General features: G+C 51.6%; 13 protein-coding genes. 8 read left to right on the top strand and 5 right to left on the bottom strand.

Annotated features, from left to right (window positions below; genetic code table 11):
• Positions 1 to 140: 140 nt before the first annotated feature.
• A complete protein-coding gene (locus tag SH451x_RS10630; RefSeq protein ID WP_479362436.1) occupies positions 141 to 1,223 on the top strand; it encodes a PfkB family carbohydrate kinase in 1,083 nt (360 codons plus the stop codon).
• 48 nt (positions 1,224 to 1,271) lie between these two features.
• Here the strand turns inward: SH451x_RS10630 and SH451x_RS10625 are convergent, their stop codons facing one another.
• The 5 genes from SH451x_RS10625 to SH451x_RS10605 all read right to left on the bottom strand — a co-directional run bounded on the left by SH451x_RS10625 (position 1,272) and on the right by SH451x_RS10605 (position 9,955).
• Complete coding sequence (locus tag SH451x_RS10625; RefSeq protein ID WP_479362435.1) at positions 1,272 to 5,564, bottom strand: DUF7133 domain-containing protein; 4,293 nt, start codon at positions 5,562 to 5,564, stop codon at positions 1,272 to 1,274.
• Between the two features lie 78 nt (positions 5,565 to 5,642).
• On the bottom strand, positions 5,643 to 5,945 hold the full coding sequence (locus SH451x_RS10620; RefSeq protein ID WP_479362434.1) for a Dabb family protein: 303 nt from the start codon (positions 5,943 to 5,945) through the stop codon (positions 5,643 to 5,645).
• Between the two features lie 29 nt (positions 5,946 to 5,974).
• A complete protein-coding gene (locus SH451x_RS10615) occupies positions 5,975 to 7,225 on the bottom strand; it encodes a Tm-1-like ATP-binding domain-containing protein (protein ID WP_479362433.1) in 1,251 nt (416 codons plus the stop codon).
• A gap of 58 nt (positions 7,226 to 7,283) precedes the next feature.
• Complete coding sequence (locus SH451x_RS10610; RefSeq protein ID WP_479362432.1) at positions 7,284 to 8,153, bottom strand: phosphoenolpyruvate hydrolase family protein; 870 nt, start codon at positions 8,151 to 8,153, stop codon at positions 7,284 to 7,286.
• Between the two features lie 416 nt (positions 8,154 to 8,569).
• Complete coding sequence (locus SH451x_RS10605) at positions 8,570 to 9,955, bottom strand: LSm family protein (protein WP_479362431.1); 1,386 nt, start codon at positions 9,953 to 9,955, stop codon at positions 8,570 to 8,572.
• A 90-nt stretch (positions 9,956 to 10,045) separates the two neighbouring features.
• Here SH451x_RS10605 and SH451x_RS10600 point away from each other — a divergent pair, with 90 nt between their 5' ends.
• The 7 genes from SH451x_RS10600 (at position 10,046) to SH451x_RS10570 (ending at position 20,683) form a co-directional block, all read left to right on the top strand.
• Positions 10,046 to 11,041: a hypothetical protein gene (locus tag SH451x_RS10600; protein ID WP_479362430.1), complete on the top strand. Its 996-nt coding sequence runs from the start codon at positions 10,046 to 10,048 to the stop codon at positions 11,039 to 11,041.
• A gap of 161 nt (positions 11,042 to 11,202) precedes the next feature.
• Positions 11,203 to 13,518: a hypothetical protein gene (locus SH451x_RS10595; protein WP_479362429.1), complete on the top strand. Its 2,316-nt coding sequence runs from the start codon at positions 11,203 to 11,205 to the stop codon at positions 13,516 to 13,518.
• A gap of 101 nt (positions 13,519 to 13,619) precedes the next feature.
• Positions 13,620 to 15,497 (top strand): hypothetical protein, encoded by a 1,878-nt coding sequence (locus tag SH451x_RS10590; protein ID WP_479362428.1) that lies wholly within the window; start codon positions 13,620 to 13,622, stop codon positions 15,495 to 15,497.
• Positions 15,498 to 15,555: 58 nt separating this feature from the next.
• Positions 15,556 to 16,743: a GTPase gene (locus SH451x_RS10585; RefSeq protein ID WP_479362427.1), complete on the top strand. Its 1,188-nt coding sequence runs from the start codon at positions 15,556 to 15,558 to the stop codon at positions 16,741 to 16,743.
• Complete coding sequence (locus SH451x_RS10580) at positions 16,740 to 18,110, top strand: ATP-binding protein (protein ID WP_479362426.1); 1,371 nt, start codon at positions 16,740 to 16,742, stop codon at positions 18,108 to 18,110. The genes SH451x_RS10585 and SH451x_RS10580 overlap by 4 nt, the downstream gene beginning before the upstream one ends.
• Positions 18,110 to 19,375 carry a tetratricopeptide repeat protein gene (locus tag SH451x_RS10575; RefSeq protein WP_479362425.1) on the top strand — a complete coding sequence of 422 codons (1,266 nt, stop codon included), beginning with the start codon at positions 18,110 to 18,112 and terminating at the stop codon, positions 19,373 to 19,375. Before SH451x_RS10580 ends, SH451x_RS10575 begins: the two co-directional genes overlap by 1 nt.
• Positions 19,376 to 19,582: 207 nt before the next feature.
• On the top strand, positions 19,583 to 20,683 hold the full coding sequence (locus tag SH451x_RS10570; protein WP_479362424.1) for a GTP-binding protein: 1,101 nt from the start codon (positions 19,583 to 19,585) through the stop codon (positions 20,681 to 20,683).
• The last annotated feature ends 103 nt before the right edge of the window (positions 20,684 to 20,786 follow it).

Genomic DNA, 20,786 nt, shown 5'->3' with positions numbered 1-20,786 from the left:
GTGCTCGTTTTCTCGTTCGTGAGGTTAGTAGTTTACGATTGAATGTGCACCCCCACTAGGAGACGAACGAGTGTGCGTTAAATTAGAGCTTGAAAGTCCCTTCATTGAAACTCGTACTCGCTTGAAAAGGCATATAAGAAATGGCTCAGCTGAGCATCCGTAAAGACGCATGTGAACTTGATTTCTTGTCCCTTGGTGCAGTCGTCCATCGCTTAGACCCAGGCATTTTGCCGTTCCGCAAGGCTCAACAACTGGATATCCATGTATCTGGTGGCGAGTATAACGTCGCGGCCAATCTATCCGACTGCTTTGGTTTGCAGACCGGCGTGGCGACTGCGATGGTCAACTATCCGATTGGTGAACTGGTCCAAGGTCGTATTCGACAAATGGGTGTTCGCACTTTTTATAAGATGTTCGAACACAATGGCGTCAACGGTCCTAACATCGCCACCGTCTACAGCGACCGCGGCGCTGGGGTTCGTCCACCTGTCGTATTTTACAATCGCGCCAATGAAGCAGGTGGCATGTTGAAGCCCGGCGACTTTGATTGGAAGAAAATTTTCGCTGCGGGTGTCCGTTGGTTTCACAGCGGCGGAATCTTTGCCGCCCTTTCACCAACGACTTCAGACTTGATCGTGGAAGGCATGAAGGCTGCCAAAGCTGCCGGGGCCGTCACGTCATTCGACTTGAACTACCGTGCAAAACTTTGGTCTGCAATTGGCGACCCTGCGAAAGTTCAAGGGATGATCGCCAAGATCGTCGAAAACGTGGACTTTCTAGTCGGCAACGAAGAAGACCTGCAAAAGGGACTTGGGATTGAAGGCCAAGATGTCGAGAAGAGTTCGGACCTCGATCCTGATTCGTTCTTTCAGATGATCGAAAAAGCGGTCAAGAAGTTCCCTAACGTCAAGATGGTTGCGACGACTCTTCGCGAAGTCAAAACGACGAATCGGCACGAGTGGGCAGCGGTCCTGTGGTACGACGGTCAACGCTATGTGAGCCCGACAATGCAGCTCGATGTGATCGATCGTATCGGTGGCGGCGACGGCTTCGCTGCCGGATTGATCTACGGCATGCTGGCCGGCAAAGAACCTGAGCAAGCCTTACGTTTAGGCTGGGCGCATGGTGCCTTGCTGACGACCTTCCCTGGCGACGTTACCATGGCAAAACTGCCAGAAGTAGAAGCGCTTGCCAAGGGTGGGTCCGCTCGCGTGCAACGCTAGTTTGCAGAGCGTCAACGCTTTCGCGAGGGATAGTACGCTGTCCCTCGCTTATCGCTTACTCAAACTTCTCAAGTAAGCGAACAAGTCTGCAACTTCTTGATCTTGCAACGCTTCGAGAATTCCTTCCGGCATAATCGAACTCGTGCTGAATCCACCTTGTTCGATATCCCTCATCTCAAGTCGGACATCGGCAGTATTAGGCTGACGTATCACAAGTGAAGCGTCATCCTGCGAAACCAACAAGCCTTGGATGATCTGCCCATCCTTTGTCAGCACGCGATAGCTTCGATACCCTCCTTCCATTGCCGCGTTAGGGGTAAGGATATTTCGCAGTAAAGCTTCTGTGCCAGTGAGCCCGACACCGTCCAAAGGCGGCCCAATCTTGGCTCCTTGATTAGCAATCTGATGGCAGATTTTGCATTTCGCTTCGAAGATCGCTTGCCCCGGCAGGACATTTCCCTCACCGCCTGCAAGCCTACGATACTTGGCGAATTTTTCATCGCGTGAGGCGGCTTGTTGCGAACTAATCAGCGTTGGGGCGTCTAAAGTTAGCGTCACCTGCGCACCTTGAAGCACGGCCCCCCATTCTTCTCCACTATAACTTGCTACCAGATTCACCAGCTGTGCTTCACCCGCAAACGTGCGATCGAAGCTAGCTCGCACCTCATCTGCAGATCTCGCATTGTCCCAACGACGCACCTCAGCGATATCCGCAGCCGTGCCAGCATGGCCCGATGTACTGTAGCCAATTCGGACAGCATTGAGGTCCTCAAGATATGGCGTGGTACTTTGAGCGTCTTGCTCGCCGTTGATATAGATACGAAAGATGCCGTGCTCATCGCGCGTGACTGCAAAGTGCATCCAGTTGTCAGGAGAGGCCGGCGTTTTCGCGATCACTATATCGTTCTGGCCATTACCCAACCATACGCGAAGATGTCCGTCGTAAAAGTTGACGTCAATCAATCTGTCGGCGGCAAACAAACTATCCTCATTTCCAATGCCGGGTGCAAGTTTCACCCACGCTTCGACGGTGAACGGCCCTTTAAGATCAACTGGCTCAAGCCCAGCGCCGCGAGTGCCGTTAAGTTGCAAGACATGCTTCAGTTGAGCTGCGGATTGCTTCCAGACGCGATCCATGGTCGGATCATCTTGCAAGAGCAAACGCATCTTACCAAGCAAAGCACCAGAGACAATTCCGCTATCGATATCGCCTTCGTCAATCGCCGCCGCTAGCGCACTCGCTCCACTTCTGCTGCTTGCCAAGCGGTCCAGAACTTTATCTCGTTGGTTGAAAGGAATGTACTCAAGCAGCTCGAGCACCGCCGAAGGTGACGCGTCAACAGTCGAAACTGCAATTGCCTCCAGTACGTCGAGCCGCAAACCGACGTCCGAGCCTTGCTGCTGCACGATCGTAGCTAGCAGCGAAGCATCCGCCGTCCCCAACTCGCGTAGGACGCGCATTGCGCTCCGCCGCCCGTCGAGATTTTCTTCTACGTTCAGTGCCAGATCATGCATACGGCCAGTAAACGATTTTAGCGAGAATGCACCTGCGACCTCCATCGCCAACTGACGGCTATCGCTCGTCGGCTCGTTGTCCCACAGGTTGATCGCCGCTTCGTCTACGAGATCTGAAACATCCGCTGCGTTCACTTGGACTCGAAATCGTAACAACGCCTGCAACGTGGATTGCCTCGTAGTCGTGTTCATAGCAGCACTTCGCACAGCCTTTAACACTTGCGGATCATCGAGATGACTAACCAGCACCCGAAGCTCTTCCTCTTGCAGCGGTCGCCCCAGTTGCGTTATCAACGGGGCCAGCGAAGCAGCAGCGCGTTCTTCGTCGAGCGACAATGCGGCTAATATGCGATTCTCAAGGGGAAGTGAGGCCGCTACATCTGATGCCAACACACCAGCGACTAGAGCAGAATGCTTTTCCATCGCCCAACGCGCTTGAAATCGTTCAAAATCGCGGTCGTACCGATCCCACACATCAACTTCATCCGAGGCCAGCTTCTCTCTGCCAAGCTTCATCATGGCCAAGATCACTGACTGATTAACATCCTTCGCCTGACGAAGCGCATGCCCAACACTCGCTCGCACACGGGGCGAATCGTCGTTGAGCAGCTTGCTAAGGTTCGTGCCAAGTTCATCTGCGTTGAGTACCGTGGGCGAAATTCGCACCGCTTCGTAACGAATCGTCGCCTGCTGGGATGTGAAAAGTTCTAACAGCAGGCTAGAGCTTACTGCCCTGAGACCTTCAAGCGCCCAGAGTGCCGCAAGTCGCCGTGGTGTCGCCCCGTTCGGATCTCGCACAATGGCGGTTAACTCAGGGACAGCGGATTGCATATCTCGATCGACGATCTCTTGCCAAGCAAACTCGTTGATCCGATGATTTGCATTGCCCAAATAAGATAACAGTTCACGATCCGGCAACTTTGCCAACTGCGGCGCGTGAGTTCGTGGTTCTTGTTCGCAACGAATACGCCAGATACGTCCTGACGTTTTATCACGCTCCGGAAAGTTACGAGGCACTTCATTATGCGAGATAATCTTGTTGTACCAGTCGACAACGTAAAGGGAACCATCGGGGCCAAAGCTGATCGCGACTGGACGAAATCTTGAATCCGCCGATACAAGGAAGTCATCCATTTTGGAATAACGATAACGCTTGCCATCAAATGTGGCAGCAATCCGTTGAATGGTACTCGTTATCGGATTGGCAACGTAGAACACCCTGGGAGACCGGTCCCGAGCACGCGGTTCCTCCGGAGTCGAAGTTTGGCTCCATGGAGTGTCATCTGCCGCAAGCGTCAATCCGCTCAGTCCCGTGCCCCCCATCTGCGGCGGTCCAAGCGGCGGCGGCATAAGGGGCTGATAAGAACGCAGCAGATCCGATGATCCCGTCGCGTAGTAGCCACCCGGTTCAAACGGAATAATCGGATAACCAATGTCGTTTGCCTCTTGGATCCAAATCTCTCCATCGGGTGAAATCGTGAGCCCCCAGATGTTGTTCGGGCCTGCGGTCAGAAGTTCAAACGAAGTTCCGTCGGGTGCGAACCTCGCCAACTTGCAATGATCGAAAGGGATCTCCACACGTCCATCCGCAAAGGGAATTTTACCAGGACGTTGCACACGAGACGAATTGAACAACCCCTGCGCAGTTAAGATCGTACCATCTGGGGTGCGCGTAAACTGATGAGGGAACAAGTGTGAGTCTTGAGTTCCAAAGCCGGTTAAGATGACCGAATGTTGATTCGCGCGACCGTCGTTGTCGGTGTCCTCGTAAAAGCGTATGTCGGCCCCATACTGGACGAATGCGCCATTGCGATACGGTAGGACGCCCAGCGGCATAACAAGACCATCGGCAAAGACACTGACTCTTGGATTGTCCGACTCGGGGCGGTCGATAACGATCACTTTATCTTGACCGCCTCGCTCAAAAAGCGCCCGCGATGCTTCCGGCGACTCATTAGCATCGACCGGGTACTCCATCGCCGTTGTCGTCCAAAGCCGCCCGAGCGAATCAAACGACAGCGCGACGAACTTCCCGTAGTCTTCTGTTTCAGCCGCAACAAGCTCTGCGGTGAAACCATCCGGCAAACTGAACGACAACTGTTCGTCTTGCCAATCCAATGGTAAGGCTTGTGAATGCTTCCACTTGGATGTCCCGGCTATTTCAGGTAAACGCCGAAGCATCACGTCCTTGATTTGTACCAATGCCTTGCCGCCGCCGTGAACTTGAAACCCGATTTGACCGTCTAACGGAATCGAGCGATCTTTTTCGGTGTAATCTAGTGCCTCAACTCCGTTAATCCAAGTTTGCAAGCGTGGCCCATTCGCTAAAATCCGGTACTCGTTCCAATCATTTGGCTTAATCGATTCGTTGACTGCCTTCAGATCGCGAGCTTCGCCAATAACTTGATTTCGCCGCGATTCGTCGTAAAGCTTACCCCACCAACCGTCCCCCGCGTCGACTTGGTAGCCTTGCATTTCGCTGTTGTCAGGAACGCGGATGCTTCGAATCTGGATTCCTGAATTAATAAACCCTTCCGTACCTTGGATGCGAATCTTCAGAACCATTTCGAAATTGGTGAAATGTTCTTTGGTGGCAATGAAAGTATTGTATGGAACAGTCTCGTCGAGTGATCCACCGATGATCATCCCGTCCTCGATGCGCCACCACTTTGACTCTTCAGGGCGAACATCCCAGGCTGCGATGTCACGCATCACAACCTCCACCAATGCAGCATCTTGTGCACATGCAATGGTCGAAGCGAAAGTAATGCATAACGCGAGGTTCCATGCGTGACACATCGAAATGAAACAAGATTTGTAGAACATGGCGAGCTTCTAGAAAGGCAGGTAGGAAGCGGATGTGAGGCGGGGAGATCGCGAGCGGTTAGCCGAAAGGCAGGAAGTTCAACAGTTAAAGTCGAAAACTACGACACGCTCCAAACAAGGTACGACGATCAGTTTTACGCGTTCGTGCTCTGGGTGCGGCAAGTATGCGTCACGTGCTTCGGGGCTTTCAAATGTCATGATAAATCCATGCGTAAAGCCATCGTTCATGCCTTCCGAGCTATCGTAGGGTCCATGCAGCATTTCAAGTAGACCAGGAATTTTTCCTACCATGCCACACATTTCACGAAAACACTGTTCGATTTGTGGTTGGGTAATGTCGGGCTTAAAGCGAAATACACCAAAGTGTTTGACTTGTGGCATTCATGATCTCCGAAAGGAAACAATTTGAATCATTGGACAAGACCATGACTCGGGGCAATATTTTTGTTCTTACGATGCCTATCGATGTTGTTCAACAAGGCAGTCACGCACGCCTTTGCAAAGGCTTCATCGTTAATATTGGCATCGACCGATTCAACTGGGATGTTGTCGTTGAGGTTGTGCCGTATCGACTCAAACAGAGCTTCATCAGCGACGGGGTCGTAGAATGGCCCTCCCTTGGCACTGATCACGCTGACACCTTGGAGAGGGAGAAGAACTGTGGTCGGCGCTGAGTAGCGGTTGATTTTTTCTGCGACCATCTTGCCGAGCGATTCACATTCGTCGCTATTCGTACGCAGTAATGTCACTTGCGGGTTGTGCACATAAAGATTTCGTCCTTTAAATTTTGCAGCGATCGTCTCAGGCTCACCGAAATTTACCATATCCAAACAGCCTGGCGCAACAACCGAGGGCACTCGTGCAGTCCCCGTCGCATTCAAACGATCGGGGCCCGCTGACAGCACGCCTCCAACAAGCTCATCGGCCAGCTCAGTTGTTGTGACGTCCAGCACCCCCGATACCATACCGCTCTCGATCAACGATTCCATCGCTCGACCGCCTGTTCCGGTCGCATGAAAAACCAGGACTTCGTATCCAGCTTCTTCTAATAAGCCTTTGGCAATATTGATGCACTGCGTCGTGTTACCAAACATGCTAGCCACAATCAACGGTCGGTCGTTGGCCGTATCAATTTCCGCTTCGACCATGCCGCATATCGCAGCGGCAGCACGCGTGAAGATTGTCTTGGAGATGCGATTGAGGCCGTTGACGTCGACGATACTAGGCATCATCGCGATGTCTTTTGTGCCGAGGTAATGAGCTGTATTGCCACTGGCCAAAGTCGAAACTAGCAGTTTTGGAAAGCCGATCGGCATCGCTCGCATAACCGCCGAAGCAATCGCAGTGCCTCCGCCGCCTCCCAGCGAAATGATACCATCGATCTTCCCATCAATCCGCAAAGATTCAACAAAAGCCGGAGCAGACTTCGCCATGGCCGAAACGCATTCACCGCGATCAGCTCGCTCCATCAAGCTCTTTAAGTCCATGTGAGTCGCCGCGGCGAGCGATTCTCGTGTTACGTCTGGTGTAATGGTTGGAGGCCCGCCAGTGCCGACATCGATTAACAAAGCGTTATGGCCACGCAGCTTGATTCGCTCGGCGACAAACGCGTGTTCCTCGCCCTTCGTATCGAAAGTTCCCAACACAGCAATGGTCGACATTGATCGTAACTTTCATTGAATTTGTGAGCGTTTGGACGTCAACTTTGCAGACATTTCGCTAGTACTTCCGCTCAACTGGAATGCGTTTGAATTCTTTCGTCAAATTCAACAAAGCACCTTCAAAAGCGAGTCGCTCTAGACTACTAGCACCGACAAATCCGACAGCGTCCGTACGCTCGTTGATGTACGCTGCATCGGCGGGAGTCGCGATCGGGCCGCCGTGCGACAAGCAAATCACATCCGGTCGCACGCTGTGTGCCGCGGCGACGACCGCTTGTGTCTTGGCCGCCGCTTCGTTCAAACTGCAAGCAGCGTTGGTGACGCCGATCGATCCGCCAATGGTTGTTCCAACGTGCGCAATAACGACATCGGCTCCCGCCTCAGCCATTGCCATTGCTTCCGCCGGAGTTGCCACATAGACAATCGAAAATAGATCCATTTTGTTAGCAAGCGCGACCATTTCGACTTCCTTGTTGAAACTCATACCAGTTTCTTCAAGGATCTGCCGGAAGTTTCCATCGATGATCGAGTGCGTGGGGAAGTTATTTACGCCCGAGAATCCCATATCTTTGACTTGCAACAACCAATGCCACATGCGACGACGCGGGTCAGTTGCATGCACACCGCAAATGACCGGCACATCCTTAACAACAGGAAGCACTTCAAATTCGCCAATCTCCATGGCGACTGCGTTTGCGTCGCAATAGGCCATCAAACCGGCAGTCGAACCGTGCCCGGCCATGCGAAAACGTCCCGAGTTGTAGATGATGATGAGATCTATGCCACCTTCTTCCAGAAATTTGGCGCTGATTCCAGTCCCCGCACCGGCGGCGATGATCGGTTCGCCTCGGTCGAGTGTTGCTCTCAAGCGAGCGAGAATTTCATCACGAGTGTATGGATTACCAGTTCCAGTCCAAGGGTTGGGCATTCGAATTCCAGATGGTTATGAGTTGGGAGGTGGGGATCATTTCGCCATTAGGTCTTCCCAGTAACGAAATGACAATCAGCTCTGGCTGCAAGTAGCCACGAACAATGAGGGCCAAAGTATGCGTCAGGAGTCAGCAAGGCGAAACTACAATTGAGTCGTGCCGCTTGGCTGCAAAAACAGCGTGCTGCCCCCAGCGATTATTCGCAAACAGACAGCTCAACAAAGGTACTGTGCAGCGAATATTATCGTCAAACGTCCATATTATGCACAGAGGGCGTCAGCTTTACCATCACGCCACTACAAGATTCCATTCTGCGACGAAGAAGTCAAACGCGAGGCGACTTGAATAGAGAGCGGCGTTCTTCCGCACGCTGAGCGAAACACAACGCAAGTCAAGTTGCGACGAGACCAGCTTGTTACTTCGTTTCGGTGTTCGAGAATTGCGAATTAAATTCGTCTGGATCAAATGGATCCTTTTTCTCCGCTCGATTCTTTTCGATCTCTTCCATTCGCGAAATTGCTTTCGCTAGTGATTCGATCTCATTGCCAGCAAGCATCGGCTGATTGGGTGACAACGGTTGGCCAGCTCTGCGCGGAGTGCTTTCAAGCGACATTGGTTCGCGAAACGTTGGCGCGACAAAGGAGGCGGGCTGGTTCGAGGATGATGCAATAGAGCCGGAACCATCAATTGGTGAATTGGACCAGAAGTGTGGTGCTGATGCAATTCGAGAGCTGGTTGCAAGCTCACTGGAATTCAGCTCGGGCGCACTGTTGGCTCGTGCAATCCAGAGTCGAAGCTGTTCAATATAGCGCTGGTGCTGCACATTCGTGACATCTAGCGGGTCGTTGATCAGCTGCCCATGTGCAGCAACGGACTTCGTAAACAAAGGATGATTTTCCGGGGACGAATCTGCAGCACCTTTATGATGCATAATGTATGTAGAAAACGTCTGCAGGTTTTGCTTCATCGCCACCCGCAGATCCATATTACGACTGTCCAGCAAGTTGAAACGCGTCGATCCAAAAGCTCCATGACAAGCTGCTCTGGCACAACTGTTTGATAAAACTGGTTGAATGTCATGTGCAAAAATGTTCTGATCATTGGCACTCAGCCGGACGATTGCCGCCGCTTTGGAACTTGCCAAGCTCGATCGCTCTTCGTCTGTCATGCCTGCCTGATTGCCAGCCGCAGCTTGCTCCGGCGAATTGGCATCAGCTGATTCAGCACCAGCTTTCTCCGGCGCATCCGGCGGAAGAACACCCGCCGCAGTTAGCGCTTCGCGAAAGCTCGGTTCAGCTAATATCGCCACACGCAGTTCCGTATCGAACTGCTTAAACTCAGGTCGGTCTGGTATCTCTGTTTTTAGATGTTGATAATGCGACATAGCTGCATCAAACAGTTTATTTTTCAAACACCAACGCGCGAGCTGAAAATGGTCGCCAACCGTCCAGCGCTTTACGCTCCGGAACTGATGATTGTAAACGTCATTAAGGTTGACACCTACGTAAGCCACTTGAGCAGATGGCAGCGATACCGACCCTGTATCATCAAGCAGAATCTGAAGAGTGTTATCAAACGAGCGAACATCACCTTTGATGACTTCGCCATTCTTCAGCAGTACTACCCCAGGACCATTTCGAAAATAGCGATTCTCGGTGGGCTCTTGCGAACGCACTTGCGGATGGATAAAGCAACTGGCTAACAGGACGAGCAAGAAATTGCGCACGAGTGTCGAAGGGCAGGATAGCTGCTTGACGTTACCGCCCGGGCGAGCCGCAATGGACTGTTTTTTGAGGTGCATCGGTCAATCAACCGTCAAGAGAATATAGTTATGACGGCATTTCATTACTTCACCACGCCATCGTAAGTCAATATTAATGTCGGAAAACCAATGCGCCTGGCTATGCTTGCAAAACAACTTCGATGCTACGTCCGACTTGACTTAAGCTCTGCGATTCAGCTAAGAAATGATGGCACTTACCAACGCAGCGTCATGAGTTTTGCCATGCCCGTCCCCAGGAAAATTATTGTCAACCGCCGTGGCCGTTTTATGCTGCTCGGACTAGCTCTCGCATGCGCCTACGCGAGCGGCTGCGCTCATTGGTATCCAAACTTGGATGGAAAGACGCCTGACCCTGTCAAGCAAAATTTGACCGCAACGCCTGATGGACACATCGCGCTCCAGACAATCTTTTTGCGTTTGGAGGCTGAAGATCGAATGGTGCTTGAACAGCTCTGGCCGCAACTGGACGAGCTTTCGATTGATTACGACTTACGAAAAGAGCTCGACGCCAACGGCATACGCTGCGGCACGGTGAATGGTGACATTCCCATTCCGATGCAGCGTTGGATCGAGCGGATTGAAACAAAGCTTTCTGATGATCCCTTGGAGACGGCTGGTTTGGTGGCCGACGTTCGATCGTATTCCCAAAACTTCTTCTGTAAGAGTGGTTCGCAAAAGGACCTCTATGTAAAACCGATGCGCTCCGGAAGCTTGGTGATGATGCATCATGAGCAAGGTGGTAAAGGGCAGACCTACGAAGATCCTGCGTTACTCTTTAAGTTGCGTGGTGATCTCAAGGAAAACGGAGCAATTGGACTTCAGATAGAACCGGTCATTGAGCACGGCCAGTATAAGAACATGGTGACAGGGCAAGATTTTGCGCTCCGACGTGAAGTGCGCCGCGAGACCAAATACTGGCCGAATCTTCGAATTCAGCGCAGCTTGCGGGCGGGTCAAATCTTGGTTCTCAGCAGCACGTCGACGCCGCGGGCGCTTGGTGAGCACTTTTTTATGACCGACAAAACTGATGGCAGCAAATCGCAACTAGTGCTCCTCGTGCGAATCGATAAAAAACCGACCGACGCCGCATTTGCCGCGAAGTGAGCGGCGGCTTCTGGCAAAAATCCTATATTCGGCCAAGGAAATCGAAAATCGCACCGATGTGTCGCCGACTAAACTTCTGGGAAGCGTTGGAACAAGCTAGAATTGCCAAGCATGAATGACACGCTCAACTCTTCAGTTTCCGCTTTGCAAGTCCATTCGCTTTGATAGACCCCGCGATCTTACAACAGCTTGACAAAGTCCTTTCGACATCGTCAGTTCCGAATGGTTGCACCGCTCTGGCTTCCGATCCAGATCAGGGGCTTTCGTTTTGGGATTCATTGGACCATGCTTCCCAAGCCGACAAACTGCAAACAGAATTTCTGGCCACAGGCGATCGTTCGACGGCGGAACTTGTGGAGAATTTGAAAGCCGATGTAGTTCGACTCCATACGCTTTCCAACACCAAGCCTTGCCCAATCGTCGCTGTATGCGGCATGTTGAACTCCGGTAAAAGTAGCCTGATCGCAGGATTTCTTTCGAGCACCGGTCGACGACGCGTCCTCATAGGTCGTGGCAATGAATCAGGGACGCATCGCTTCGTCGTCTGGCTCCCGGAATCGTGGAGAACAAACAACTTGCTCTGGGAAGCGGCACTCAAACAAATCCAAGAAGCATTCGGTTGCTCAGGAGAAATGCTGAGCGATGATGTCGACCAAGCTCATCGCCAGTACAACGGCTTGCCCCTTTTGGAATCTAAGCCAACGGACGAAGCACTGCCGACACCCTCTATCGATGCTAAACAACGACAGTCGGCCTCGGTGCACAATCGATCTCGCGATGAATTGTTCCGAGTACCGCTAGTCGCTACCGATCCACAACTCGACGAGCTATCGATCGGCTTGATGGATTGCCCAGACGTTCAAAGTGGAACGCTCTCGGGAGCATATAGTGACATTTTGGAAAATGCCGACGTCCCGGCACACTCTGCACAAGCATCGTTCGCGCAGCGGATCGCTGCCGTTGCCGACTATCGCCAAAAGACGCTGTACAGTGGCCTCAGAATCGCCTCCTGTATGATCTTGGTGGTTCAATCGAACTCTATTCGCGACTCGTTGATGCGACAACTGATAGGGGGAGTGCGTCAAGTCTTACCGAATGTTCGCTGTTACTTGGGAATCAATCAAGTACCAAAGCGATACTCGGTCGCCGAAATTGCAGCCGAGATCAACCTCCATTTTCGCCAGCACAAATTGGATGGTGCGTACATGGCCTATGATTTTCGCGGTCCCAATAGCGATCAAACCTTACCCGCTGCGCCACTCCAATGGCAAGAAGCCGCAAACGAGTCAGCCGAGTATGAATCGCTACCGATTTTCTTTGCCGTGAGAAACCCGGCTCCTGCGCAAGTCTCGGCAAAGCTTGCTGAAGAAGACTACCTGCTTTCGATCGGCAGCCAATTGGATGCTGGGCAGATGGCTATCGATGTCGTCAATTCAACACTCTCCCGGGCGACAAGCCGACTTCAAGAAAGCCGGTCGCTTCTTGATAAGTACATTGCTACAGAAGCCGCACGAACGCAGCGACTGCATCAAGTCTTTGCTGAATCGCTACTTAGGTTTGCCGCCAATGGTTCCGCCAAGGAAGGTACGGTTCGCTTACAGCTATCCGAAGAGATCATTCTGCAAATGCAGGCGTCTCTGGAACGGACGGCTCCCTGGTGGGCGAAACCCTCGCGTGTTATTAGTCGTTGGTCGGTAAGTCTCGGGCAATCCGCGAAAGAGCTAACTGATAAAATCCCTGGCGTCCCGGCCCTCGGTCGTGGAATGCAGCAAGCAGCTCAGTGGGTTCGCACCAAGTTTCATAAGGGCGAGGGCGGCGCGATCATGACCGCCGAACAACTTGCTCAAGCCATCCGTCGATGCGATCGCAAGGGAGACCTACCACCTGCACCGAACTCAATTGAGGATGATCAAGTTGTTCTCACGGCAAATCGCGTTATCGATCGATTTCAAAAGGAATCGCATGCCCGCTTGCCTGACGACCAGCTTGATCGCTTTACAGGCATGATCTGGCAACAGATGTCTTGGAGGCAAAAGTTTGTTACTGGAGTTGCACCGGCAACTTTGATCTTCGCGCCGTTGGTAGCTGTGATCACCGTCCCGTTTGACTTCGGCACATCCCATGTCTTAGTTTTTGCCACTGTGAAAGAGTTACTGTTGGCTGGCGTTGCCAGTGCGGGCATGCTCTTGATACAAGGTGACCAGTTCCCCGAAATTGCGGAAGGTGAAGCAGCCTGGAAACAGCTTAGCGACCTGTTTGCAATCACCTGCGATGAATTCGGGCGCACACGTCCCGAAACTAAACAGTTACCAGTCCTGACCGTTCATAACGCACGCAAGCCGCTTCTACCTTCGGCGACGCACAGATCAAACGCGATGCAGAGCCCGCTCGCTCCGTCGCTGATATATCAGCAAACTTTCCCTGCAAAACTAGATGAACTGATTGTTCTCTTAGAGAAGATGGAAAACGAGCTGTGAAGCACTGTCGGACGCTGCCTGCTTATCTAAACTCGACGGAAACTAGATCGAGTAAAATCACTTATGTCACTTAATTTCGAACAGCAACATACGATCGAACTGTGAATCCTAACAAACAACGCGTTCGTAGCGATCATTTTGATCAAGAGTCTTTTGACCGGCTTGCCGACCGCATAAAATCCGCAGCAACGTCGCTCTTGGGCAATCATCCTGTGCGTAGCGATATCCTGCGCACTTGCGACGACTATTCGCAGCGATGTGAACAAGCTTCGGCGACACGCAACCTGAACGTACCCGTACTGGCGGTACTGGGGCTAAAAGGCCAAGGCAAATCATGGTGCGTGCGCGCCATGATTCATGATGATTCGACCAGATCGCTCGTGCCCAGTGGAGTTCTATCGCGGGAGGCAACCACGAAGCTCTATTGGGTGGGCCCAGAATCACCCGACGAACTTGACTCAACACGCGAGGTTTATCTACACGTCGATTCTTCGCTACTCCTCGACCTCGACTTTCCCTACGTTTTGCTCGACACGCCTGGCACGACCGACGCAGACGAAGTCGCATCGCAGATCGCGTCGTCCGCTGTTTCCATTGCACCCGTCGCACTCATGGTAACTCGCCAAGACCAGATGCGAAGCGCCGCCGTAAGCATGCTGGCACATCACGCAGAGGGAGCCATTGTTGTGCCAGTAATCACGGCAATTAGCAGTCGCCAACTTCGTCAAAGCCAGGCGTCATTACCTCCAGCCAAAGAGGAACTGGCGATCTCAGAAGAAACACAACACCAAGTTACACAGTGGACCACGATGCTTCGTCAGTCTGCAAATGATACGACTTGGATCACTCCAATCTACGTCGAAGATTTCGAAGAGTCCGGCGATGAACAGTTGGCAATGGAACGTTTGCAGTTGAGCATTCAAAATCGACTAGCAAAATTAAATGTCGGCGTGATTCAGCAGTCTCGTCATCGTAGAATTGTCGCGATTCAAGATCAAATGCGAGTTCATGTTGGTCAGGTAGTGGCCGATAAAATGCCTGACCTCGCCGATGCGGTAATCGAATTGCGACAGCAGGCTGACAAAATCCCGACGCAGACGATCGAATCGATCCTAGGAAGCCCTCTGATGCTCCGCGTTGCAGTGCGAAACCAATTGCGAACTCGATGGATCTCCGATACACCGGTCCTATACTTTCCTTACCGAACAGTTCTCTCGTTACTGTCGTTAACGCATGGCGCATGGGATCGCGTGGTTCTTGCCTTGACAGGTTCCTTGCCGTCCTTGTTTGGCAGTCTGACTGCCTGGACACGAAACGTTTCCCAGTCGCGAAAGCTTCAAGCGGAGATTAAGGAAGGCTTGCAGCAGCGAATTGACGCTCAAGTCAGCGGGTTGTTACAGCCAATCCACGAACGATTCCGACACAGCCTCAGGAGCATTCGAGCGCGCGGCGGCTCGCAGGTCGATTCACAGCATGATTCGCACACTACCATTCGTTTGACTGGAGTTGACCAACTCCAGATTCGTTCGACTGAGATTTTTGAGACCGAGCTTGAGTCGGCAAAGACGAAAACGTTTCCGATTCACGTGGCCGCGTTAACGGGTACACTTATCTTTTGGCTACTCTTTGCAGGTCCAATCGTCTCAATTTATCGAGACTATCTGGCGGCAAGTTATGATGCGCTAACGTCGGCCCAGAAAACCATCGGCGAGTTCCCAACCCCGCCAGCTTCGCTAATATTTACCAGCATCCTACTTTCTGCACTTCCCTTAGTGATTTACTGCATGTTCGTCATGACCGGTTTCTTGCGGGGCAAGCGAATCTCGGTTATTGCAGATCGTATCCTCACACGTCACCACCAGCTGATCCAGTCGTTGCGTTCTCAAGGTCTGCTGCAGTTAAATATTGTCGACGACGAACTCCGGGATGCGCAGTTCTTGGTAGATTTGGAATCTGATAAGGATCGTATTAAAATTTGAACGGCCAAATCACCTTCGTGTTACAAATTTTGACGATGCGAGCATTGCTGCCTCGATTATGAATTCCAATTATTCCGTAACACTTACCTCGAATGCAGCCGCCGCAGTCGCAGTCGTACAAGTGGCTGGCCCCGAAGCGTGGACTGCGATCAAGCACTCATGGAAGTCGGCTTCCGATTTCGCGAACTTGCCATTGAATCGAATTTGCTTCGGACGCTGGCGATCCGATGCCAACAGTGATTCACCAGACGTCGGCGAAGATGTGGTCGTCTGTCGCGTCGCTGATGAAGTCTTCGAAATCCATTGTCACGGCGGCTCTGCGGCTCAAGCAAACATCCGCGCAGATTTATCGCGTGCCGGGGTCGTCGCGATTGAGACAACCGAACTACATTCAGATCGCGGCGATAGCATTGCTCAGGCGGCCTTCGCGGATCTTGCCAAAGCGACAACAGTGAACTCTGCTGCCGTGCTGTTAGCTCAAGCTAATAGTGCGTTAACTCGGCAGCTAGAGGAAATTTGCGAGAGCATTTTGACGAAGCCAGAAGCGATCGTTCGTGACCAGCTTCAAGAGTTGATTCACCGCGCGCGAGTTGGGCTGTGGTTATTGCATCCGCCGCGAGTTGGTATCGTCGGTCCGCCTAATGCAGGCAAGAGCACGCTGCTAAATTGCTTGTTAGGCTGGGACCGCGCGATTGTTCATTCATCGCCTGGAACCACCCGCGATACGCTTTCGGAGACCATCAGCCTTGGCGGTTGGCCAATAACGATGGTTGACTCTGCTGGACTGAGAACAACCGACGAACGAATCGAGAAAGAGGGCATTGAAAAATCTCGGTTGCTGCTCCAAGAAACGGACGTACTTCTGCTGCTCTTCGATTTAGCAAGCGGCTGGACTGCAGAACATCAACTCGTCTACTCACAATTTGCGGAAAAGACCCTGATTGTCGGAACGAAATTGGATCAAAAAACCACGACTCATCATGAAATCGCGGACAATTCACCTTCGTTCGACGTGAACATTAGTGCGAAAACCGGCGAAGGGATTCCCGCTCTTGTCGACACTTTGCTATTGAGTCTGGGATATCCGTCGGACAATCTGCAAATAGCTCGGCCTTTTCGCAAAACTCAGGTCGACGCGTTAAATCGAGCCTTAACACTTATTCACAAACCCGAGGATTTCAGGCAAACTATACGGTCCCTAATCTCCGACCAAGCAACTAGCCAACCGAGCTCGTCCAATTTATGAGTGAAATCGAAAAAGCACTCGATGCAGTCAAGCAAGCGGTACGTTTGACCCCGAACAATATACCGCTCGCTTCGCATTATATTCGGCAACTATTATCGTTACTGCGATACGCTGAGGCTGAAGAAGAGCTCAAGGAATTGCTCCTAAAGAATCCACGTTCTAAACAACTTCAGCTGCTAATGGCCGATTGCTACTATCGGCAGAACAAGAATTCTCATGCGCTTGCGATTGTTGAAACGCTTGTCGATGGTATCGATCCGATGCCTGAGGCTTTAATTTTGCAAGCCAAGCTTTTCTATCGGGCAGGCAACGTACAAGATGCAGTCGCAAAATATAAGCAGGCTGTCGATGTAGATGAAGAGATAGCGGATTCTGACTTCGAGAATCTGTTAGGGATCTCACATTGGGAAGATGACCTTGAATCGGACGATGTAAGCGAAGCGTTCGATGGTCGATTGCGACAGTTTACTGACGGAGACATGGGCGACGAAGAAGTCGCTGTTCCGATGGAACGCCCGACGATCAATTTTTCAGATGTCGGCGGCATGACGAAAGTCAAAGAGGATATCCAAGTCAAAATCATCTTTCCGTTACAGCATGCTGAGATGTATGCCGCGTATGGAAAGAAGGCCGGCGGGGGTATCCTGATGTACGGTCCACCGGGTTGTGGCAAAACGCATTTAGCCAGAGCAACTGCAGGTGAGGTCAAAGCGCAGTTCGTGTCGATTGGCATCAATGATATTCTTGACATGTGGATCGGCAATAGTGAGCGGAATTTGCATTCTTATTTCGAGAACGCTAGACAACGTTCGCCTTGCGTTATGTTCTTTGACGAAGTCGACGCGCTGGGAGCTAGCAGGGCGGATATGCGTCAGAGCTCCGGCAGGCATTTAGTGAACCAATTCCTCTCCGAATTGGATGGGATCGAATCCAACAACGATGGTCTATTGATTCTCGGCGCGACGAACGCGCCCTGGCACGTCGATGCGGCTTTTCGCAGACCGGGGCGGTTTGATCAAGTCATTTTTGTGCCGCCCCCAGACGAAACGGCTCGGGTTGAAATCCTCCAAATCTTGCTGCAAGGAAAACCAATCGATGACATCAACTATCAGCAAGTAGCGAGCAAAACAAACGAGTACTCCGGAGCAGACTTATCTGCCGTAGTGAGTAGGGCAATTGAGACGAAATTGCACGATGCGATTCGAACGGGCAAACCAACGCCGGTGACAACTAAAGATTTGTTGGCTTCCTTGAAACTCGTAAAACCGTCGACGCGAGAGTGGTTTGCAACGGCAAAAAATCATGCGCTGTATGCGAATCAAGGTGGGACGTACGATGATATACTCCAATATTTAAAGTTGAAATAATGGAGTCACCCCACCTGCAACGTGCGCAGATGCTTCTGGCGCATCATCGCTTTGAGCAAGCCTCGGAGCAGCTCATGTTGCGATTGTCGGAAGAGCCAAACGATCCGTTCGCGCACGCGCTGCTAGCGTTGTGTTGGAAGGAGATGCCGGATCGCTTGGCCGATGCGACGCGCGAAGCGGAAATGGCAGTGCATCTGGCACCCGACCAGCCGCTTCCACACTATGTTCTGGCGACTGTCTACCTGCAACGTAAGCGATTCGATGAAGCGCAGCAGGCGATAAGTGCGGCGATTCAGCTGAATCCAACCGACAGCGACTACTACGCTCTTCAATCGCATTTACATATTCAGAAAGAGCAATGGAAGCAGGCTTTAAATGCGGCGGAAAGCGGCTTGCAGTTTGATCCGGAAAGCCAATCATGCCTGGCCTTACGAACTTTTTCCCTTGAGCGACTTGGTCTTGCCGTTGACGCTATCGAACAAGCCGACGAGGCGATCGCTAGTGATCCAGATTCTTCCACGGCTCACGCTTCCCGCGGCTGGGCTCTGCTGCAAAGCGGACGATACCGGGAGGCAGAAGTTTCCTTTCGTGAAGCTCTTCGATTGGAACCCAACAACGAGTTTGCGCGCGAGGGTGTACGCAGCTCGCTCAAAAACCATCATTTCTTATACCGGGCGATCTTCAAATTTTATACGTTCACCGGCCGCATGCAGTCCGGGCAACGCTGGGCAGTCCTTATTGGCCTTTACATTTTGGTGCAACTGCTTAACAGGCTAGGAGACCGATTTCCAAACGTCAACCCGTTTGTCCGACCACTGATATTCTTGTACATCGGCTTCGCAGTTCTGAGCTGGAATGCTGACCTCTTGTTTAATTTTGCGTTACGCTTTCATAAATCAGGCAAGTACCTTCTGAATGCTAAAGAGAAACTCGGAGCTAATCTGATCGGTACCATCTTGTTTGCCGCACTGGTGGTCGGAACATTGGGGACGATTTACGATTCAGCAGAGCAAGGCTTTTTGCTAGGTTTGTGCGTCATTGTAATCACCTTGCCTGTCTCAACCATTTTCCAAGTCGATCAGGGCTGGCCGCAGTGGGTAGCGATTGGAGTTTCCATTTGGTTTCTCATGTTGTGCTGCCTGGGGTTGCTTTTAGCATTACTTAACAACGACGCTTACGCTTTACCACTTCTGCTAGAACTTGTCTCGTGTTTGGTCTACGGATTCGCTGCAAACTGGCTACGCTCGGTCACAGTACAGCAATAAGAGCTTTTTACTGCAATTGTGTCCTGCATTGGATTATTCGCAGGTGAACTTTCCTGGGACTCGAATCAATCGGCAAATCAAGTTAAGATTATGACGGCGGTTGAATGGCGAGTCGAAGAGTGCATTGGCGTGCGACGCAAGTTGCGCACGAGCACGTTGCACCAAGCCCGATTCTGAAGTTACTGAAAATTTAATGAGGTATCTACGATGTCGAATCCTATACGATTCATTATGGTTGGCGGATTCTTGGGAGCGGGAAAGACCACAACGATCGCAACCTTAGCAGCACGCTTTCAATCGCAAGGACTTCGTGTCGGAATTGTCACGAACGATCAGGCGGCTGATCTCGTGGACACTCACTTGCTACGAAGCAAAGGTTTCGAAGTCAATGAAGTAGCAGGCTCTTGCTTCTGTTGTAATTTTGACGGACTGCAAGGTGCAATTTCTGAATTGGGCAAAGGAAATCGTCCCGATGTAATATTAGCTGAGCCGGTTGGAAGCTGCACTGACCTCATTGCAACCATCGCGTTGCCCATGCAAGAAATGCTAGGCGAATCGTTTTTGATCAGCCCCTATGCCGTCATATTAAAGCCTAGCCATGGAAAGCGAATCCTTGCAAAATCAAGCCAAGGCGGATTTTCCCCTCAGGCAGAATACATCTTTCATAAACAGCTCGAAGAAGCTGACATCCTTTTGCTGAATCGCGTTGATGAACTTGCTGCCGATGAAGTACTCGAACTTGAACAATTGCTCACGAAATATTACCCGGAAAAGCCGGTCATCAAGATTTCAGCGAGACAAGGAACAAATATCGATGCGGTTGCAGAGAAACTGCTCAGCGAAACTCGCACTGCCCGCTTCTTGATGGACGTCGACTACGATGTCTATGCGGAAGGTGAAGCTGAACTCGGCTGGTTAAATGCGAATGTTCAGGTGACAACCGATGGCGAGGTTGGGTTAGATGAGATTGCATTGTTCGTTGTCAATGATCTGCATGAGCAGTTCGTTGACAATCACGCCGAAGTTGCTCATCTGAAAGCGATCGCGCAGGCCGATGGAAATCTAGCAATGGCTAATTCCGTCAGTAGCGAGACTGCTCCGGTACTATCGTTGGCGAGCGGCAGCAAACATCAAGCGGTGGAGCTGATAATTAACGCACGGGTGGCAATCGATCCAGTAGACTTGAAAGCCGCTACCGAAGCTTCACTTGCAAAGCTAGAAGAGTCTTGCAACGTCAAAACAAGAGTCGTCAACGTAAGCAGCTTTAGACCTGGACGCCCAGTCCCGACTCATCGCGTAACCAGCTAGCATTATAGATCAACTTGGAAAGCACGCGATTCGACTATCCCTTGAGTCGAATCGCGCAATAACTGTCGACACTTTTCAAGGACGTAAGCTACAGAGCAACTGC

The organism is Njordella aestuarii (genome assembly GCF_056494165.1).
Note: the sequence above shows the minus strand (reverse complement) of the source record. Positions and strands in the feature narration are given on the sequence as shown.

Bases quoted from the DNA above. Each gene is read 5' to 3' on its own strand.
- SH451x_RS10630 (WP_479362436.1), top strand. From the start codon at position 141: ATGGCTCAGCTGAGCATCCGTAAAGACGCATGTGAACTTGATTTCTTG.
- SH451x_RS10625 (WP_479362435.1), bottom strand. From the start codon at position 5,564: ATGTTCTACAAATCTTGTTTCATTTCGATGTGTCACGCATGGAACCTC.
- SH451x_RS10620 (WP_479362434.1), bottom strand. From the start codon at position 5,945: ATGCCACAAGTCAAACACTTTGGTGTATTTCGCTTTAAGCCCGACATT.
- SH451x_RS10615 (WP_479362433.1), bottom strand. From the start codon at position 7,225: ATGTCGACCATTGCTGTGTTGGGAACTTTCGATACGAAGGGCGAGGAA.
- SH451x_RS10610 (WP_479362432.1), bottom strand. From the start codon at position 8,153: ATGCCCAACCCTTGGACTGGAACTGGTAATCCATACACTCGTGATGAA.
- SH451x_RS10605 (WP_479362431.1), bottom strand. From the start codon at position 9,955: ATGCACCTCAAAAAACAGTCCATTGCGGCTCGCCCGGGCGGTAACGTC.
- SH451x_RS10600 (WP_479362430.1), top strand. From the start codon at position 10,046: ATGCGCCTGGCTATGCTTGCAAAACAACTTCGATGCTACGTCCGACTT.
- SH451x_RS10585 (WP_479362427.1), top strand. From the start codon at position 15,556: ATGAATTCCAATTATTCCGTAACACTTACCTCGAATGCAGCCGCCGCA.
- SH451x_RS10580 (WP_479362426.1), top strand. From the start codon at position 16,740: ATGAGTGAAATCGAAAAAGCACTCGATGCAGTCAAGCAAGCGGTACGT.
- SH451x_RS10575 (WP_479362425.1), top strand. From the start codon at position 18,110: ATGGAGTCACCCCACCTGCAACGTGCGCAGATGCTTCTGGCGCATCAT.
- SH451x_RS10570 (WP_479362424.1), top strand. From the start codon at position 19,583: ATGTCGAATCCTATACGATTCATTATGGTTGGCGGATTCTTGGGAGCG.